This window comes from Janthinobacterium sp. BJB304 (genome assembly GCF_002735765.1).
GTDB lineage: Bacteria > Pseudomonadota > Gammaproteobacteria > Burkholderiales > Burkholderiaceae_D > Janthinobacterium.
In genome coordinates, this window is the sequence record NZ_PDZN01000023.1 from 70,186 (window position 1) to 88,839 (window position 18,654).

Consider the following 18,654-nt stretch of genomic DNA (forward strand, 5'->3'; position numbering starts at 1 on the left):
ATTCAGTAGCAGAAAGCCGATTATGCCGATACAGATACGCAAGCTCGATTCAAGCCAGGAAGGTTTCCAACAATCGCTCGACACCTTGCTGGCGTTCGAGGCGGGCACCGATGCAGCGATTGAAACGTCGGTCGCAAAAATCCTGGCCGACGTGAAAACGCGCGGCGACGCCGCCGTCCTGGAATACACCAACCGTTTCGACCGCATCCCGCATGGCGGCGCGGCGGAAATGGCGGCGTTTGATATTTCGCAAGCCGAACTGCAGGCGGCCCTGAACGGCCTGCCGTCGGCGCAGCGCGAGGCGCTGCAGATCGCCGCGCAGCGCATCCGCGCCTTCCACGAACGCCAGCGCGAGGAATTGCGCGGTTTTACTTACACCGAGCCCGATGGCACGGTGCTGGGGCAAAAAATCACGCCGCTGGACCGGGTCGGCATCTACGTCCCGGGCGGCAAGGCAGCGTATCCGTCGTCCGTGCTGATGAACGCCATCCCCGCGCACGTGGCGGGCGTGGGCGAAATCATCATGGTGGTGCCGACGCCCGATGGCGTGAAAAACCAGATGGTGCTGGCCGCCGCCGCGATCGCGGGCGTGACGCGCGTGATCACCATCGGCGGCGCGCAAGCCGTCGGCGCGCTGGCCTACGGCACGCAGACGATTGCCGCCGTCGACAAAATCGTCGGCCCCGGCAACGCCTATGTGGCGGCCGCCAAGCGCCGCGTGTTCGGCATCGTCGGCATCGACATGATCGCGGGGCCTTCCGAAATCCTCGTGCTGTGCGACGGCACGACGGACCCGGACTGGGTCGCGATGGACCTGTTTTCGCAGGCCGAGCACGACGAACTGGCGCAGGCGATCCTGCTGTGCCCCGACGCGGCCTACATCGCGCAAGTCGAGGAGAGCATCGCCAAGCTGCTGCCGACGATGCCGCGCCAGGCCACCATCAGCACTTCGCTGGCCGACCGCGGCGCGCTGATCAAGGTGCGCAGCATGCAAGAGGCGTGCGAGATCGCCAACGCCATCGCGGCCGAGCACCTGGAAATCTCGGCGGACAACCCGCAGCAGTGGGCCGAGCAGATCCGCCACGCCGGCGCCATGTTCCTGGGCCGCTTTTCGTCCGAATCGCTGGGCGACTATTGCTGCGGTCCCAATCACGTGCTGCCGACGTCGCGCACGGCGCGCTTTTCGTCGCCGCTGGGCGTGTACGACTTCCAGAAGCGTTCGTCCATCATTCACGTCAGCGAGGCGGGCGCGCAAACCCTGGGCCGTGTCGCCGCCACGCTGGCGTATGGCGAAGGCTTGCAGGCCCACGCGCGAAGCGCCGAACTGCGTCTGAAGCCGCAGCCATGACGAATATGGCGGAGCGGCCGGACTGGGTCAACCGGGTCTATTGCGAAGACGCGCTGGCGGGGCTGGCGCGCATTCCCGATGGCTCGGTGGACCTGATCCTGACGGATCCGCCGTACAACCTGGGCAAGGATTACGGCAATGCCTCGGACCAGCAGTCGGTGGCCGACTACCTGCGCTGGACGGAACAGTGGATCGATGCGGCGCTGCCCAAGCTCAAAGCCAACGGCAGCCTGTATATCTTTCTCACCTGGCGCTATTCGCCGGAAATCTTCGTCATGCTCAAACAGCGTATGGCGATGATGAATGAAATCATCTGGGACCGCCGCGTGCCGTCCATGGGCGGCAGTGTGCGCAGCTTTTCATCGGTGCACGACACCATCGGCTTCTTCGTCAAGCGCAAGGATTACTACTTCGACCTTGACGCGGTGCGCATCGCCTACGACGCGGCCACCAAGAAGGCCCGTTCGCGCTCGATCTTCATCGGCGCGAAATGGCTGGAAGTGGGCTACAACCCGAAAGACTTGTGGAGCGTGTCGCGCCTGCACAAGGAACACCCGGAACGGGCCGACCACCCGACCCAAAAGCCGCTCGAAATCATCGAGCGCATGCTCAAGGCGTCGTGCCCGCCCGGCGGCGTGGTGCTCGACCTGTTCATGGGCAGCGGCACCACGGCCCTGGCGGCCAAGCGCTGCGGGCGCGATTTCGTCGGTTTTGAATTGAATCCCGACTACTGCGCCATCATCGAACAGCGATTGGCGGCCCTCGCGCAGGAGCTGGCCGAACCGGCCACATCGCCCGCGGCCAAGCCCGCCAAGGCGGCGAAAAAGCCGGCGGCGGTCAGAAAAACGGCTGCCGTGAAAAAGCCGCCCGCCGTGAAAAAAGCGCCGGCCCGCAAGGCGCGCAGCGCTAGCGTGCCGGAAGACGTCGTCATTTAGTCTCCATTTCATTTCATCAGGAGTGTTTGCAGCATGTCTTTCCTCGATCAGTTAATCAGCAACACCGTGCGCGCCGATGTGCGGGCCGTCAAAAGCTACCAGGTAGCCGATGCCAGCGGTTACATCAAGCTCGATGCGATGGAAAACCCGTATCCGCTGCCGCAGCAGCTGCGCGAGGAACTGGGCGCGCGCCTGGCCGGCGTGGCGCTGAACCGCTATCCGCCGTCGTACGCCAGCCTGCAGGCGGCCATCTGCGCCAAACTGGGCGTGCCCGCCGGTTACGACGTCATGCTGGGCAACGGCTCCGATGAACTGATTTCCATCCTGGCCATGGCCTGCGCCCGCCAAGCGCCGGGCCAGCGCGCCGTGCTGCTGGCGCCCGTGCCGGCCTTCGTCATGTATGCGCGCTCGGCGCAGTTTGCCGGCATGGATTTCGTCGGCGTGCCGCTGCAGGCCGACTTCAGCCTGGACATGCCGGCCATGCTGGCGGCCATCGAAGAGCACCGCCCGGCGCTGGTCTTCCTCGCCTATCCGAACAACCCGACGGGCAACCTGTTCGCCGCTGCCGATATCGAACGCATCCTCGCCGCCCTGGGCGACACGGGCATCGCCGTCGTCGACGAAGCCTACGAGCCGTTCGCGCAGCGCAGCTTCATGGGCCGCCTGCCCGAATATGAAAACCTGGTGGTGATGCGCACCGTGTCGAAACTGGGCCTGGCCGGCATCCGCCTCGGCTACATGTCGGCCGCGCCGGCCCTGCTGGCGCAGTTCGAGAAAGTGCGTCCGCCGTACAATGTGAATGTGCTGACGCAGGCGGCGGCCGAATTCGCGCTCGAACACCTCGACGTGCTCAACGCGCAGGCGGATTTGCTCAACAGCGCGCGCGACGACCTGGCACGGCGCCTGGCGGAGCTGCCCGGCGTGACGGTATTTCCCTCGAAGGCAAATTTTCTTCTGATTCGTGTGGCAGATTCCGACGATGTTTGCGCAAAACTGCTTGCCCGCAGGGTTTTAATTAAAAATATGAGTAAAATGCATGCTGCGCTGGCCAATTGCCTGCGCATCAGCGTCAGCACCCCGGAAGAAAATTCCCTTTTTTACGATGCCTTCAAGGCATCCCTCGTTTAGCCTATCGCCAGAGCCTCCCATGAACCGCACCGCAGAAATCACGCGCAACACCAATGAGACGCAAGTTCGCGTCGCCCTCAACCTGGACGGCACGGGCCAGCAAAAGCTCAATACCGGCGTGCCCTTCCTCGACCATATGCTGGACCAGATCGCCCGCCATGGCTTGATCGACCTCGATATCGAAGCGACGGGCGACGTGCATATCGACAACCACCATACGGTGGAAGACGTGGGCATCACCCTGGGCATGGCCGTGGCCAAGGCCATCGGCGACAAGAAGGGCATCCGCCGCTATGGCCACGCCTACGTGCCGCTGGACGAGGCGCTGTCGCGCGTGGTGCTCGATTTCTCGGGCCGCCCTGGCATCGAATACCACATCCCGTTTACGCGCGCCATGATCGCCGGCTTCGACGTCGACCTGACGCTGGAATTTTTCCGCGGCTTCGTCAACCACGCGGGCGTGACCTTGCATATCGACAACTTGCGCGGCACGAATGCCCACCATCAGTGCGAAACCGTGTTCAAGGCCTTTGGCCGCGCGCTGCGCATGGCTGCCGAGCTCGACGAGCGCGCGGCCGGCATCATTCCATCGACCAAGGGCAGCCTGTGAGCGCCGCTCTCGCTATATTGTAGATTCCGGGATCAAACATGAATAAAATTGTGGTGGTGGATTACGGCATGGGCAATTTGCGCTCGGTGGCGCAAGCCTTGCGTGCCGTGGCGCCGGACGCCGATGTGCGCATTTCCGGTGTCGCTGCCGACATCGACAGCGCCGACCGCATCGTCCTGCCGGGCCAGGGCGCCATGCCTGACTGCATGCGCAGTCTGCGCGAATCGGGCGTATTGGAGGCGCTGCTGCGCGCCGCCGACAGCAAGCCCGTGCTGGGCGTGTGCATCGGCGAGCAAATGCTGTTCGACGGCAGCGAAGAGGGCGACGCGGCCGGTTTGGGCTTGCTGCCAGGCAAAGTCGTGCGTTTCCAGCTCGACGGCCAGGTGCAGGAAGACGGCTCGCGCTTCAAGGTGCCGCAAATGGGCTGGAACCAAGTGCGGCAAACGGCGTCCCATGTCATGTGGGATGGTATCGCCGACAATGCGTATTTTTACTTTGTGCACAGCTATTTTGCTCAACCTCAAGAGGCGGCGCACACGGTGGGCGAGACTGTCTATGGCGCGCCGTTCGCCTGCGCCGTCGCCCGTGATAATATTTTCGCGACACAGTTTCACCCTGAAAAAAGTGCTGCCGCTGGCTTGCAGCTGTACAAGAACTTCGTTCACTGGCAACCTTAACGTTGGCTCTCCGGCTTTTTTTCCGTCACTCACTCACTTTTAAACCACACTGACCATGCTGCTTATTCCCGCCATCGACCTGAAAGACGGTCACTGCGTACGCCTGAAACAAGGCGATATGGAACTTGCCACCGTATTTTCCGAAGACCCGGCCGAAATGGCCCGCCATTGGCTGATGCAGGGCGCGCGCCGGCTGCACCTGGTCGACCTGAACGGCGCCTTTGCCGGCAAGCCGAAGAACGAAGGCGCCGTGAAAGCCATCCTGAAAGCCGTGCAGGATTTCGCCGTGGAAAACGACATCGAGGAAATCCCTGTACAGCTGGGCGGCGGCATCCGCGACCTCGACACCATCGAGCGTTACCTCGACGCCGGCATCACCTACATCATCATCGGCACGGCGGCCGTGAAAAGTCCCGGCTTCCTGCACGACGCCTGCGGTGCCTTCCCGGGCCACATCATCGTCGGCCTCGATGCCAAGGATGGCAAAGTGGCAACCGATGGCTGGAGCAAGATGTCGGGCCACGAAGTGATCGACCTGGCGAAAAAATTCGAAGCCTACGGCGTCGAATCGATCATCTACACGGACATCGGCCGCGACGGCATGATGGGCGGCATCAATATCGAAGCCACCGTCAAGCTGGCGCAAGCCGTCAAGATCCCCGTCATCGCTTCGGGCGGCCTGCACAACATCGGCGACGTGGAAGCGCTGTGCGCAGTCCAGGCCGAAGGCATCGAAGGCGTGATCTGCGGCCGTTCCATCTATGAAGGCACGATCGACCTGGCGCAAGCGCAGGAACGCGCCGACGAACTGACCGACGCCGCCGTTTAAGCCTGCCCGGCCGGGGCGCGCCTGCGCGTGTCCTGGCCTGGCGACAATCTGGAACCCATCATGCTTGCAAAACGTATCATCCCCTGCCTCGACGTGACCAATGGCCGCGTCGTCAAAGGCGTCAATTTCACGGAATTGCGCGACGCGGGCGATCCCGTGGAAATCGCCCGCCGCTATGACGAGCAGGGCGCCGACGAAATCACTTTCCTCGACATTACCGCTTCGAGCGACAACCGCGGCCTGATCTTCGACATCATCGAAGCGGTGGCGTCGCAAGTGTTCATTCCGCTGACCGTGGGCGGCGGCGTGCGCGTGGTGGAAGACGTGCGCCGGCTGCTCAATGCGGGCGCCGACAAGGTCAGCATCAACACCTCGGCCGTGACGAACCCCCAGCTGGTGTTTGAGGCATCGCAAAAGCACGGTTCGCAATGCATCGTCGTCGCCATCGACGCCAAGCAGGTGTCGCCCGGCAAGTGGGAAGTGTTTACCCATGGCGGACGCACGGCCACGGGCCTGGACGCGTTCGAATGGGCGCGTAAAATGGAAAGCCTGGGCGCCGGTGAAATCTTGCTCACCAGCATGGACCGCGACGGCACCAAGGTGGGCTTCGACCTGGGCCTGACGCGCGGCGTATCCGATGCCGTCAGCATTCCCGTGATCGCCTCGGGCGGCGTGGGCGGCTTGCAAGACCTGGTCGACGGCATCAAGGTGGGCCGGGCGGACGCCGTGCTGGCCGCCAGCATCTTCCACTATGGCCAGCACACGGTGCAGGAAGCCAAGCGCTTCATGGCGCAGCAGGGCATCCCCATGCGCCTGGCGTAAAGACAAGCAAGTCAATATCAGCGGGATAGAAGAACATGCAGAACGGAACCATCGTAGCAAGCAATGCCAAGTGGCTGAAAAAGGTCAAATGGGACGAGCACGGCCTGGTGCCCGTGATCGCGCAGGAAGCGGGCAGCAATGACGTGCTGATGTTCGCCTGGATGAACCGCGACGCGCTTGCGCGCACGGTGGAGCTGGGCGAAGCCGTATACTGGAGCCGTTCGCGCAAGAAACTGTGGCACAAGGGCGAAGAATCGGGTCACACGCAAAAGGTGCTGGAAATCCGCCTCGATTGCGACGAAGACGTGGTCTTGCTGAAAATCGAGCAAGCGGGCGGCATCGCCTGCCATACGGGTCGCCATTCTTGCTTCTTCCAGAAGTTCGAAGGCGACGAGAAAACGGGCGAATGGCAGATCACCGACCCCGTCCTGAAAGACCCTGAGACGATTTATGCGGAAAGCAAGAGCAAATGAGTGAAACGTTAAAACGCCTGGCCGCCGTGATCGAATCGCGCAAGCTGGCCAATGGCGGCGACCCCGCCACCTCGTATGTCGCGCGCCTGTTTGCCAAGGGCGATGATGCCATTTTGAAAAAAATCGGCGAGGAAGCGACGGAAACGGTGATGGCCGCCAAGGATGCGCGCCGCGACAACGACCCGTCGAAGGTCTTGTACGAATGCGCCGACCTGTGGTTTCACTCGCTGGTGATGCTGGCGCAGTTCGACCTGACGCCGCAGCAGGTGCTCGACGAGCTGGCGCGCCGCGAAGGCCTGTCCGGCCTCGAGGAAAAGGCGGCGCGCAAGGACGAGCTGCGCGACGCTGGCGAAACAGACAAACACTGACCTACTGGAGCGTGCGTGGATAACTGTATTTTCTGCAAGATTGCTGCAAAACAAATTCCCTCGACCATCGTGTATGAGGATGACGACTTGCTGGCCTTCAAGGACATCAACCCGGCCGCCCCCGTGCATCTGCTGTTGATCCCGAAGCGCCACGTGGCCAGCCTGTCCGATTGCGACGACAGCCATACGGAAATACTGGGCAAGCTGCTGCGCCTGGCGCCGAAACTCGCCGCCGAATTTGGCTGCGCCGTCAGCTATGACGCCGATGGCACGCCTGCCGGCGGCTTCAAGACCATGATCAACAGCGGCCCGAACGGTGGGCAAGAGGTGTATCACCTGCACATGCATGTGTACGGCGGTCCCCGTCCCTGGCGCGGCCAGCACTGATTTCGCCGTGCGCCGGGTTCGCGTGTATACTACCGGCATTGGTTGACGCTATTCGGGCACCGTCCCGCAAGGAGAATGTGATGGGTTCATTGAGTATTTGGCACTGGGTGATCGTTCTGGTTATCGTGATGCTGGTCTTCGGCACCAAGAAACTGGGCAATATCGGCGGTGATATCGGCAAGGCCGTCAAAGGCTTCAAGGATGGCGTCAAGGGCGACGATGACGCGCCGGCAGCCAATACCCCTCCTGCTGCGCCATCGCAAGTGGCCGACAAAAGCACCATCGACGTGGAAACGAAAGAGAAAAGCAAGTCCTGATAGCGTGGCGGGGCGCTTGCCTCGTCCGGTAACAGCCTTGTCCGCTTATGATCGATCTCGGTCTCTCTAAAATCGCCATCATCGGCGTGGTTGCGTTGATAGTCATCGGCCCTGAAAAGTTGCCGAGAGTGGCGCGCATGGCCGGCACCCTGTATGGCCGCGCGCAACGCTACCTGAACCAGGTGAAATCCGAAGTCTCGCGCGAAATTGAAATGGAAGAGCTGAAAAACCTGCAGAAGGAAGTGCAGGAGGCGGCCCATTCCGTCAAGCAAAGTGTGGAGAAATCCATGCATGGCGTGGAAAATTCGATTTCCGGCAACCTGGCCGAGGTGGAAAACGCCTGGCGCGGCGATTCCAGTTCGTATGAGGGGCATCACGACGCCCATGAAGCCATGCTGCGCGCCACCAACGATGACCTGGCCCGCAAGGCGCGCGAATTCCGCCGCAAGAAACTGGTGCGCAATTCCGCCATCCCTGGCTGGTACAAGCAGCGCCATGGCGGCAAGCTGCACGTGCAGTCGGCGGCCGCCCGCGTGGCGCGTTTCCGTCCGCGTGCCAGTTCCTCCTCCTTTTACTCATGAGTAGCAAATCTCCGGTGGAAGAAACCTTTATCTCGCATCTGGTCGAGCTGCGCAACCGCCTGGTCAAGGCGTCGATCGGCATCGCCGTCGTCTGCGCCGTGCTGTTTTACTGGCCCGGCCCTTCGCATATCTACGATTTCATTGCCGCGCCGATGATCGCCTCGCTGCCGGCCGGCTCGAAAATGATCGCCACCGGCGTCATCTCGCCCTTCCTCGTGCCGATGAAAGTGACGCTGGTGATCGCCTTTATCGTCGCCTTGCCCTGGGTGCTGTACCAGATGTGGGCGTTTATCGCCCCCGGCCTGTACACGCATGAAAAGCGTTTGATCGCGCCGCTGGTCATCTCCTCGTCGCTGCTGTTCATGGCCGGCGTGGCCTTCTGCTATTTCTTTGTGTTTGGCCGCGTGTTTCACTTCATCAGCGACTTTTCGCCGTCGTCGATCGCGGTGACGCCGGATATCGAAAACTACCTCGATTTCGTCATGTCGATGTGCCTGGCCTTTGGCGCCACGTTCGAAGTGCCCGTGGTGGTGGTGATCCTCGTGCGCATGGGGTTGGTTTCCATCGCGAAACTCAAGGAAGTGCGTCCCTACATCATCGTCGGCGCCTTCGTCATTGCCGCCATCGTCACGCCGCCGGACGTGGTCAGCCAGTTCTCGCTGGCCATCCCGATGTGCCTGCTGTTCGAGCTGGGCCTGCTGGTGGCGCCCATCTTCGTCAAGGCTACCCAGGCGCCGGAAGAGGCGTCCTAGATGCTTTACTATACTCGCAGGCAAAAGCCGCTGACCTCCCCCGGGAGCAGCGGCTTTTTCATTGTCGAGAAAGTTAGTGCGCGCTTACTGCAGCATCAGTTTGCTGAGGATGCCCAGGTTGAGCAGGATCACGGTGCTCATCATCCAGTAGACGTGTTTCATGTCGGCGCCATGGCGCAAGTCCAGGCGTTCCAGGCGGGCGTCGAATTTTTGCTCCAGGGCGTCTATTTTGGTGTCGAGCCTGAGCTCCAGCGCATCGATCTTCACCTCCAGGGCGCCTACCTTGGTATCGACGTTCTGCGACACCAGCTTGATTTCCCCCAGCAGATTGCGCTCCAGCGCCGCCAGTTCGCCATGCACGACGACGGCCGAACCCAGTACCTCGCCCAGGGCCGTGGCATGGGCTTCCGCCTGCTGTGTGGGCACGCCCGCCGAGGCGAGGCGTTTGGCGTAATCGAGGGTGTCGAACTGGATGGGCATATGCATGGACGCTCCTGAACTCACCCTAGCAGAAAAATCGGCAATTGCCAGTGAGGAGTGCGGTGGCGCCTGCCTTCCCGTCAGTTTAATGGACAGGGGCGCTGGTGGTTTGCGGCGGCGCAAACGCATGCAAAAAGGGCGCCGCAGCGCCCTTTGCAAGCTGACGGCGAGCGCCGCTTAATTCATCAATTCCTTGATGACTTTCACGGGGGCGCTGCCATAGCTGAGGAATTGCTCGTGGAAATCCTTCAGCACGAACTTGTTGCCCAGCGCTTGCTTGCGCTGTTCGCGCAAGTCCATGATTTCGCTGTAGCCGCTGAAATAGCTGGTCAGTTGCACCGAGCTCAACTGCACGCGGCGCCATTTTTCCGTCGCTTCACGCTTGGTCTGGAAGGCCTGGCGCGTCAGCAGGTCGAGCGCTTGCGCTTCCGTCATGCCCAGCACGTGCACGCTGTAGTCGAGGATGGTGTTGGTGACGCTGCGCAAGTTCCACTTCGAATACATCAGCCACATTTCCGGCGCGTTGTTGCCATAGCCCGATTCGAGCATCATGCGCTCGCCATACACGGCCCAGCCTTCGATCATGGCGCCATTGCCGAAGATCGATTTGACCAGCGACGGCGACTTGTTCGCGTACACGAGCTGCGTGTAGTGGCCGGGGATGGCTTCGTGGATGTTCAGGATCTGCAAGATCCAGTGGTTGTACTCGCGCAAGCTGCTTTCCGCCTGTTCCGGCGTTTCGCCGTCGAGCGGCGTCACGTTGTAATAGGTGCGGTCCTGCGGGCGGTAGGGGCCGGGTGCCTCGATGCTGGCGCCGGCCACGCCGCGCTGGTAGGCGGGCGTTTCACGCACGACCAGAGGCTTTTTCGGGTCCATCGTCAGCAGGTTGTGGCTGGTCACCCACTCCTGCAATTCCGGGATCTGGCGGCGGATTTCCGGCACGAAGTCGGCGGGAGCCACGTGCTTGCTGGACAGCTTGTCGATCACCATGCCGATCTTCGCCGTGCGGTCCGCCGGCTTGGCCGTGCTGCCCATGGTTTTCACCCACAGCTCGTCGGACAGGCTATCCATGTGCTCGAGCAGCTTTTCGCGCGCGGCCAGGGCTTTCTGGTACATCTGCTCGGCGCTCACGCTGGCCTGGATATCGTAGGCGAATTTCTGTTCATATAAATCTTTGCCGATGCGGAAGGAGCGCGCATTGCCGTTCTGCGCCAGCGCGGCATCCTGTTCCGTCAGCCAGGCCGCATAGCCTTGCACGGCCGTGCGGGCCGCGGCGATGCGCGCGCTGTACAGCTGCTTTTCCGCCGGCGTCAGGATGGAACCCTGTGCCGTCTTGTTCAGGTCGTCAAGCACGCTGAGCACGCCGGCGCTCTGGGCGATGGCCAGCTGCGTGTGCTCGCGCGTGGGGTTGACGATGCTGGCGCGGGCGGCCGCGTAGTATTGCGGCACGGTGGCGATACGCTTGAGCAAGGTGCGCAGGCGCTGCGGCTGGGCCGCGTATTCCGTGTTCAGGATGAAATCGATGGAGCCAGCCACGTTGTACTGGGCGGGATTCCATTCGAATTCGCGGAAGGTGGTCAGATACCAGCGGTCCGACTGCAATTTATTCGTCAGCAAGGCCAGGTCGGTGCGTTGCTTGTCCGACATCTTGCCGGCATTCAGCTTGCCGAATTTGCCCAGCCATTCTTCGATGAAGGCCAGCTGCTTCTGGCGGCTGGCCGCGTCGGGAATGCTCAGGTTGGCGGCGCCATCGTACTTGCCGACCGAAATCGCGCTTTCCGGGTCCAGGCGCCACAGGGCCGTGAGGAATTGGCCGCTGAGGTTATTCATGGAGCGGTCGCTGCTGTTCTCGCTGGCGACGGCCGCGACCGTCGCTGCCGTGGCCGCCGTGACGACGGCCGCTTTCTTGCCGACGGTTTTTTTCTTGCTGCTGCTGGTGCCGGCCTTGCCTTGCTTCTGCGGTTTCTTGGCGGCGCTGGCCGGTGTCAGGGTAAAAGCCATCATCAATGCGGCGAGCGCAACTTTATTTTTGATCAGCATAGTTTATCTCTTGAATATTTTGCTGTTTGTCGGTATCAGAAAATAATAAACTGATAATATAAGTAACAAACAACTATTGAAAGGTTGGCCTTGCTTGCCTGGGCGGCCCAAAGATTAGCATTAATTGCCGCCGCTGCGCAGTTTTTTGCGCCGGGAACGCGCGGCGCTAGACGACGATGGCGCTGCCGCGCAGCAGGTCCTGGTGGCGCGCATTGATGGCCGCCACGGCATCCTTGCCGCGCGCCATGCCGGTGGCGTGGATTTCCGTTTCCTGCGTGTAGCGCTGGCGGACTCTTACCGTATAGGACTGGAACAGCCAGCTCCAGAAGTTGGTTTCATAGACGGCTTCATCCATGTCGCGCCACTTGACGCCCGTCAGTTTCTTTTTCCACGGCAAGATGCCGGACGCCAGCCACACGCCCGCCTCGTCGTAGTACAGCTGATAGCTGCGGATGGTCAGCAGGCGGTAGGCGACGATCAGCGCCGAGCCGATCAGCACCACGAAGGCGGCGCGCGCGTTGTACTTGAAGGCCAGCGGCAGGGCGGCAAAGAACAGCAGCACGGCGATGATGAAGGTGCTGACATAAGCGGTCCAGGATTTGCCGCACAAAAAGGTGGCGCGCTGGCCGGCGCTGGTGGCGATATAGTCGGTCATGGCGTGGCATCAAAACAGGGAAAAACGATCATCGCATGGAACGCGGCTTCCCCGTGCATTTTTTCAAGCTCATCGCTTCAGCCCTTCCTGCAGCATGCCCAGCATGTCACTGGCCGACATGCGCGCGGCCGCATCGCTGCCTTCCAGCAGACTGTCGGCCAGGTCGCGCTTGTGCTGGTGCAATTCGACGATGCCTTCCTCGATCGTGTGTTTCGCCACCAGCCGGTAAATGGTAACGGGGCGCAATTGCCCCATGCGGTGGGCGCGGTCCGAGGCCTGGTCTTCCACGGCCGGGTTCCACCACGGGTCCATGTGGATCACGTAATCGGCCGCCGTCAGGTTGATGCCCATGCCGCCCGCCTTCAGGCTGATCAGGAAGACGTCGCCATCGCCCGCCTGGAAGGCGTCGACCCGGCGCTTGCGCTCCTGCATGGGCGTGCTGCCGTCGAGATACTGATAGCTGACGCCATGCTGCTCCAGGTGCTTGCGGATGAGTGTCAAATGGTCGACGAACTGGCTGAAGACGAGCACCTTGTGGCGGTTTTCCAGCAAGCCCGACAGCAGTTCGGCGAAGGCGGCCAGCTTGCTGCTGGCCAGGCCCAGTTCCGGCGCCACCAGTTGCGGATTGCAGCAGGCGCGGCGCAGTTTCATGATCTCGGCCAGGATCTGGATGGCCTTTTTCGAGGCCGGTCCTTCCACCATGGCCAGCTTTTCCAGCGCTTCGCGGCGCAAGGATTCGTACAGCGCCGTTTCCTGCGGCGACAATTCCACTTCCAGCACGATTTCCGTGCGTGACGGCAATTCCGACAGCACTTGCGTCTTCGTGCGGCGCAGGATGAACGGCGCGATCAGGCGGCGCAGCCGCAGGCGCGCGCCGGCCGCCGCCCGCTTGTCCTGATCCTTTTCGATCGGTCCCGCAAAACGCAAATTGAACTGGTCCAGGGTGCCCAGCAAGCCCGGGTTAATAAAACGGAACAGATTCCACAGTTCGCCCAGGTGGTTTTCCAGCGGCGTGCCGCTGGCCACCATGCGGAAGTCGCCTTGCAGGGCCATCACGGCTTGCGAGCGCTTGGTGGCGCCATTCTTGATCGCCTGCGCTTCGTCGAGCACGATCGTATGCCAGCGCACGCCGGCAAACATGGCGGCTTCCTGCTGCAGCAAGCCATAGCTGGCCACCACCACGTCGAACGGCTGCAGGGTGTCGAGCATGTCGGCCCGGTCGCCGCTGCCGAACAGTTTGACGTTCAAGGTGGGCGCGAAGCGCTGCGCTTCGCTGATCCAGTTCATGCACACGGACGTGGGGGCGACGACGAGGGTGGGGCCGTTCGGCGCACGCGCCAGGATCAGCGCCAGCGCCTGTAGCGTCTTGCCGAGTCCCATGTCGTCGGCCAGGCAGGCGCCCACGCCCCAGTGCGCCAATCGCGCCAGCCATTCGTAGCCGGCCAGCTGGTAATCGCGCAAGTCGGCCTGCAGGGTGCTGGGCAGATGCGGTTGATAGTCGTCGAGCGCGCGCAGGCGCAGCAGGTGTTCGCGCCACAGTTTGTCGGCCTTCACGCCGCCCGCATCGTTGGCCAGCTCTTCCAGCGCAAACGCGGCCAGCGGGTGGATGTGTACGCCATCGGCATGCGCTTCGCCATACGCGGCCAGTTCCGACAGGCGCCGGTGCAATTCATCGCTGAGGGCGAGGAACTGGTTGTCGCCCAAGGCCACGAAGCGGCTTTTATTGTTCTGCATCAAATCGAGCAGCGCGCGCAAATCCATGACCTTGTCTTCATCGATCTGCACTTCGCCGCTGGCGGCAAACCAGTCTTTTTCGCTCTTGATATTCAGGCGCATCTGGCCGCTGTCGATGCGCTTCGACACGCGCATGGTTTCGCCTTCGGGCCAGGCCAAGACCATGCCGGCGGGGTCGAGCGATTGCAGCTCCACCAGCAATTGCAGGCCCAGCGCTGGCTGGCCCAGCAGCCATTCGCCATGCTCTTCTTCCGCCTCTTCCAGCACCAGACATTTTCCGATCAGCTGGCGCTGCGCTTCGCGTTCCGCATTCAGGTCGCGCCGCGCTTGCACGGCCCGGCCCGCCACATCGGCAAACACGCTTTCGGCGCCGCTGCCCGGCGCGTAATAGGCGCCGTTGTCGAGCAGCGGGCGGACCAGAATCTGCATCTTTAACCCCTGCTGGTAGGGCAGCAAATGCACGTGCAGGCGGTGGTCGGCCGTGATCGCTTCCGCGTCTCCCGCGCCGCCGCCAATGTCGGACTGCACGGTGACCATGGACGAGATGGCGCCGATGGCCTGCATCACCTGTTTTTCCGCGTGCAGCGGCACGGACAGGCCCAGGCCCACGATGGCGCCGATGCGCCGGTGTTCGTCGAGGATGTGCACCACGCGCAGGCGCGTCGGCGTCTCGCGCTGCACCACGACGTTGCCGCCGTTGTCGGGCAGCGGCGGCTGCATGCCCAGCCACAGTTGCCCCTCGTGCGATTTGATCAGGAGCTCGGGCGCGCCGGCGATCAGTTCCACGCGCGTGTCGGGGTGATCGAGCCAGAAGACGAGCGGGTGGCCCACCAGCAGCACGGCAGCCTTGTCCAGCTCGATTTCATAGCGCGGCGCCGACGAATAATATTGTTTGAACGGCGCGATGCTGCCGGCCGCGCGCGCGTCTTGCGGCGTGAGGAAATCGATGTCGCCCGCCTCTTCGGCCAGGCGCTTGAGGCCCATGGCGCGGCCCTTGCTCCAGCCGCCCCGCGCGTCGCGTTTCTGCTCGCGCACTTCCACGGCCGTCAGGCCGAAGCGCGGGTCGAACGCCACCAGCCACACGAGGCGCGAGACGCCGCCCAGCGCTTCGGCGGGCGCGTTCTGCTGCAGGTTGATCAGGGCGCTCAGCTGGCGCTGCCACGCTTCCTGGCGCTCGAACCACGGCGCCATGTCCGTCAGACCGTGTTGCGCCCGTTTGGCCGTGGCATAGCGCTCCTGCTGCGGCTCGCCCAGCAAGCCCAGCAAGCCGGCCGCCTGCGCGGCAATCAGGTCGTAGCCGGCCGCGTCCGCTTGCTGCACCAACAGGCGCAGTTGATCCTTGCGCTCGCTCAATTGCGGTAGCGCAAGCCAGTAGTACAGCAAGGCCTGGAACAGCTGCGCCTGCAGTCCCGTTTCCCAGCTGCGCGTGGGGATCGCATCGGCTTGCAGCACGCCGGCGCGCACCAGGCGCAAGGTATTGAGTTGCTGGTAGACGATGCTGTCGTGGTTCGGTTGCGCATGCAGCGCGATATCGAGGTAGGTCTCCGCGCTTTTCAGCAGCTTGGCGTCGTTGCCGCGCAGCAAGGCCAGCACGTACAGGTGGCCGCCGATGCCCGTAAAGCACAGCTTGCGCTTGCCTGTTTCCTTGCGTAACCCTTTCAGGGCCGTTTCAAAGCCCGCCACGGCGTGCGCATGTTCGCCGCGCAACAGGGCGATGCTGCTGTCGACAAACAGCGCCTGCGGCCCCTGCTGGCCCGCCAGGTAGCGCGCGGCCGCGTCGAGTTCGCCGCACAGCAGGGCGTCCTCGGCCAAGGCCAGCGGCAGGGCGGCGCCGATGTGGTCGCCCGCGGCCGCCTGGCGCGCGTGGTGCGCGCGCGCGTAGGTACGGATGGCGTGCGCCGTGGCCGGTTCGCGCGGGGCGTTGCCCAACAGCACGGCGAGGATGTCGTCCTGCAATTGCGGCATGACGAAAGACAACATTTCCGGCTCGAACGGCCGGCCGAAGATCTCGATCAGCGGATGCAGCTGCTGCGCTTCATAGCACGCCATGCAGGCGGCCAGGATGGCGGCCACGTGGCGCACCTCGTCATTGCGCAAGAGGGCGATGCGCAGGCGCGCCACGCCTTGCCGGTAGCTGCGCAATTCCACATAGCCATCCCAGTTGCGGCGCACGGGGTTGATCAGCTCGATGGCCTGGCACAGGTCGCGGAACACCAGGTGCTCGATGGCGGCGCGCATGGCGGGCCAGCGCAGCCTGGCTTCGCAGGCAAAACCGCGCCCCACCACCTCGCTGGCCAGCGCCAGACGCGTCAGCCGTTGCAGCATGTTGGTTACCACCAGCAGGGAAAACGGCGTGCCGTCCGGCTCGACGACATTGGCGCGCTGCAAGTGTTCATACACGGCATGCTTGCCCACCGGTTCGCCCGCGATGGCCAGCAAGGCCAGGATCATCTGTTCGTGCTGCTCCAGTGCGGCGAACTCGTCCAGCAGATGTTGCTCTACATGCTGTTCGCTCATGCGGGCAAGTTGGCGATGTGCACGGGCGGCTCGCCGGCCGTCACGGGCAGGCCAAATACGCGCTGATAGAAATACAGTTCCGCGTCGAGGGTGCGCACGATGTTTTCCGCCTTGCGGAAGCCGTGGCCCTCGCCTTCGAGCGGCACGTAGGCGACGGGCACGCCGCGCGCCTGCATGGCGTCGACCATCAGCTGCGATTGCTGCGGCGGCACCACCTTGTCATCGAGGCCCTGGAAGAAGATCATCGGGCGCGACAGTTTGTCCGTGTGGTGGATGGGCGAGCGCTCGCGGTACAGCGCCTCGGCTTGCGGCTGGGGGGCGATCAGGTAATCGGTGTAGCGCGATTCGAATTTGTGCGAATCGTCGTCCAGGCCCTTCAGGTCGGATACGCCATAGTAGCTGGCGCCGGCCTTGAAGACGTCGTGGAAGGTCAGTGCGCACAGGGTCGTCAGTCCGCCCGCGCTGCCGCCGCGGATGATCAGGCGTTCCGGGTCGGCCAGGCCGTTGGCGGCCAGGTAGCGGGCGCCGGCGATGCAGTCTTCCACGTCGACGATGCCCCACTGACCGCGCAGCGCGTCGCGGTATTCGCGGCCGAAGCCGCTGCTGCCGCCGTAGTTGACGTCGAGCACGCCGATGCCGCGGCTGGTCCAGTATTGCGTCGCCAGCTTCAAGGTATTGCTGGCCATGCTCGTGGGGCCGCCATGACTGATGACGATGACAGGCGGCAAGGTGCCTGCCGGCGCCTGCACGTCGCCATTCGTGGGCGCATAGAAGAACGCGTACGCCGTGCGGCCATTGCTGCTAGGGAAACTCAAGCTGCGCGGCACGGACAGGTAAGCCAGCGCGGGCAAGGCCGTGATCGACTGCGCCAGCACTTCCAGTTCATGGTTCGACAGGTCAATGCGCGCCAGTTCCAGCGCGATGGTGGGACTGCCGCCCAGCAGCGCGACGAAGCCGGGCCCCACGCGCAGTTCGCGGATTTCCTGGTACGGGTGCGGTATCGGTTCCAGCTTGGCCGCCGTCACGTTCAATTGCGCCAGGTAGCTGATGCCGGACTGGATATACGTGCAGACGATCTCGTCGTCGGAAAGAAAACCGTACATGCTGCCGCCGAATGTCCAGTGCGGCGTGGCAAATTCCGCTTCCATCGGGCACAGCGCCTCGATGTCGGCGCCGTGCAGACGGTACAAATTCCACCAGCCGCTGCTGTCGGAAACGAAGTGCAGCAAGCCGTTCGGCGACCATTCCGGCTGGCAAATCGACTCGCGCGCACCGCCGGCGATCAGGCGGGGCGAACCGAGACTGCCGTCCGCCTGCACGTCGGCCAGCCACAGTTCCGTGCCTTGCCACGGCAGGCGCGGGTGGTCCCAGCTGATCCAGGCGAGCTGGCTACCGTCCGGCGACAAACGCGGCGCCGCATAAAAATCGTGGCCGCGCGCCAGCACCGTTTCGTGCCCGTCGAAGCCGACGGCGGTCAGGCAGTTTTCCGGCTGCGCATGTCCCTCTGCCGGATGCTGTTCGCGCACGGCGATCAGGCGGGCACGGGCCGCATCGACGACGAAGTCCGCATGGCGCGTATTGCCGCCCGTGGTGAACGCTTCGGGCGCGGCGTCGCCGGCCACGCGGTACAGGCAATTGTCGGCGAAATGCGAGAAATACACGGTATCGCCGGCCACTGCATACGCGCCGCCGCCGTATTCATGCACGCGACTGCGCACATTGAACGGCACTGGCGTGAGTTCATCGACACGCGCGCCGCGCTGGCGCAGCAGGGTGTTGCGGCCCGCCTCGCTGGCGCGCCCGGCCAGCCAGAACACGTCGGCGCCATCCGCTCCTCCCAGGGCCAGCTGCGTCAGCGGCGAGGCGCCGGCGGCGACGATGGCCGCGCTGATCGGCGATGGCCAAATGCCATAAGGGGTGCTGGATGCGGTCGAGGTCATGCGGGCTCCGTGTCGTGGTGGGAAGAGGGGCCTCCAGGCGGCGTCAGGCAGCGCGGCGGCG

Annotated in this window: 18 protein-coding genes; 13 read left to right on the top strand and 5 right to left on the bottom strand. The window is 63.3% G+C overall.

The genetic code is table 11. The features are described 5' to 3' along the window. The first annotated feature begins 22 nt into the window (after positions 1–22). The 13 genes from hisD to tatC all read left to right on the top strand — a co-directional run bounded on the left by hisD (position 23) and on the right by tatC (position 9,227). Positions 23–1,348 (top strand): histidinol dehydrogenase, encoded by a 1,326-nt coding sequence (gene hisD, locus CSQ95_RS23490; protein ID WP_099411261.1) that lies wholly within the window; start codon positions 23–25, stop codon positions 1,346–1,348. Further along, the gene (locus tag CSQ95_RS23495; RefSeq protein ID WP_373632833.1) at positions 1,345–2,283 is read left to right on the top strand and encodes a site-specific DNA-methyltransferase; all 939 of its coding nucleotides are present in this window, start codon (positions 1,345–1,347) and stop codon (positions 2,281–2,283) included. Before hisD ends, CSQ95_RS23495 begins: the two co-directional genes overlap by 4 nt. A 33-nt stretch (positions 2,284–2,316) precedes the next feature. Next, a complete protein-coding gene (gene hisC, locus CSQ95_RS23500; protein WP_099411262.1) occupies positions 2,317–3,411 on the top strand; it encodes a histidinol-phosphate transaminase in 1,095 nt (364 codons plus the stop codon). Between the two features lie 19 nt (positions 3,412–3,430). Further along, positions 3,431–4,021 (top strand): imidazoleglycerol-phosphate dehydratase HisB, encoded by a 591-nt coding sequence (hisB, locus tag CSQ95_RS23505; protein WP_010402123.1) that lies wholly within the window; start codon positions 3,431–3,433, stop codon positions 4,019–4,021. A 38-nt stretch (positions 4,022–4,059) separates the two neighbouring features. Beyond that, positions 4,060–4,698, top strand: a complete 639-nt coding sequence (gene hisH, locus CSQ95_RS23510; protein WP_071650181.1) for an imidazole glycerol phosphate synthase subunit HisH — start codon at positions 4,060–4,062, stop codon at positions 4,696–4,698. A 55-nt stretch (positions 4,699–4,753) separates the two neighbouring features. Then, entirely contained in the window at positions 4,754–5,527 is a 774-nt protein-coding gene (gene hisA / locus CSQ95_RS23515; protein WP_070219639.1) for a 1-(5-phosphoribosyl)-5-[(5-phosphoribosylamino)methylideneamino]imidazole-4-carboxamide isomerase, read from the top strand. Between the two features lie 60 nt (positions 5,528–5,587). Continuing rightward, positions 5,588–6,349: an imidazole glycerol phosphate synthase subunit HisF gene (gene hisF / locus CSQ95_RS23520; RefSeq protein ID WP_070219637.1), complete on the top strand. Its 762-nt coding sequence runs from the start codon at positions 5,588–5,590 to the stop codon at positions 6,347–6,349. Between the two features lie 35 nt (positions 6,350–6,384). Then, positions 6,385–6,822, top strand: coding sequence for a phosphoribosyl-AMP cyclohydrolase (hisI, locus tag CSQ95_RS23525; RefSeq protein WP_070219635.1), 438 nt, complete (start codon positions 6,385–6,387; stop codon positions 6,820–6,822). Next, positions 6,819–7,190 (top strand): phosphoribosyl-ATP diphosphatase, encoded by a 372-nt coding sequence (locus CSQ95_RS23530; protein WP_034753849.1) that lies wholly within the window; start codon positions 6,819–6,821, stop codon positions 7,188–7,190. The genes hisI and CSQ95_RS23530 overlap by 4 nt, the downstream gene beginning before the upstream one ends. Before the next feature lie 15 nt (positions 7,191–7,205). Then, positions 7,206–7,577, top strand: coding sequence for a histidine triad nucleotide-binding protein (locus tag CSQ95_RS23535; RefSeq protein WP_070313395.1), 372 nt, complete (start codon positions 7,206–7,208; stop codon positions 7,575–7,577). 80 nt (positions 7,578–7,657) lie between these two features. Beyond that, positions 7,658–7,894, top strand: coding sequence for a Sec-independent protein translocase subunit TatA (tatA, locus tag CSQ95_RS23540; protein WP_046683197.1), 237 nt, complete (start codon positions 7,658–7,660; stop codon positions 7,892–7,894). Positions 7,895–7,941: 47 nt separating this feature from the next. After that, complete coding sequence (gene tatB / locus CSQ95_RS23545) at positions 7,942–8,475, top strand: Sec-independent protein translocase protein TatB (protein WP_070290303.1); 534 nt, start codon at positions 7,942–7,944, stop codon at positions 8,473–8,475. After that, positions 8,472–9,227 carry a twin-arginine translocase subunit TatC gene (gene tatC / locus CSQ95_RS23550; RefSeq protein WP_035823092.1) on the top strand — a complete coding sequence of 252 codons (756 nt, stop codon included), beginning with the start codon at positions 8,472–8,474 and terminating at the stop codon, positions 9,225–9,227. Before tatB ends, tatC begins: the two co-directional genes overlap by 4 nt. Positions 9,228–9,311: 84 nt before the next feature. Here the strand turns inward: tatC and CSQ95_RS23555 are convergent, their stop codons facing one another. The 5 genes from CSQ95_RS23555 to CSQ95_RS23575 form a co-directional block, all read right to left on the bottom strand. Continuing rightward, a complete protein-coding gene (locus CSQ95_RS23555; protein WP_099411263.1) occupies positions 9,312–9,713 on the bottom strand; it encodes a hypothetical protein in 402 nt (133 codons plus the stop codon). Positions 9,714–9,884: 171 nt separating this feature from the next. Beyond that, the gene (locus CSQ95_RS23560; protein ID WP_099411279.1) at positions 9,885–11,744 is read right to left on the bottom strand and encodes a DUF885 domain-containing protein; all 1,860 of its coding nucleotides are present in this window, start codon (positions 11,742–11,744) and stop codon (positions 9,885–9,887) included. A 169-nt stretch (positions 11,745–11,913) separates the two neighbouring features. After that, positions 11,914–12,402: a hypothetical protein gene (locus CSQ95_RS23565; protein ID WP_099411264.1), complete on the bottom strand. Its 489-nt coding sequence runs from the start codon at positions 12,400–12,402 to the stop codon at positions 11,914–11,916. Between the two features lie 69 nt (positions 12,403–12,471). Beyond that, a complete protein-coding gene (locus CSQ95_RS23570; RefSeq protein WP_099411265.1) occupies positions 12,472–16,653 on the bottom strand; it encodes a DEAD/DEAH box helicase in 4,182 nt (1,393 codons plus the stop codon). Continuing rightward, positions 16,650–18,593, bottom strand: a complete 1,944-nt coding sequence (locus tag CSQ95_RS23575) for a prolyl oligopeptidase family serine peptidase (protein ID WP_099411266.1) — start codon at positions 18,591–18,593, stop codon at positions 16,650–16,652. The genes CSQ95_RS23570 and CSQ95_RS23575 overlap by 4 nt, the downstream gene beginning before the upstream one ends. Positions 18,594–18,654: the final 61 nt, after the last annotated feature.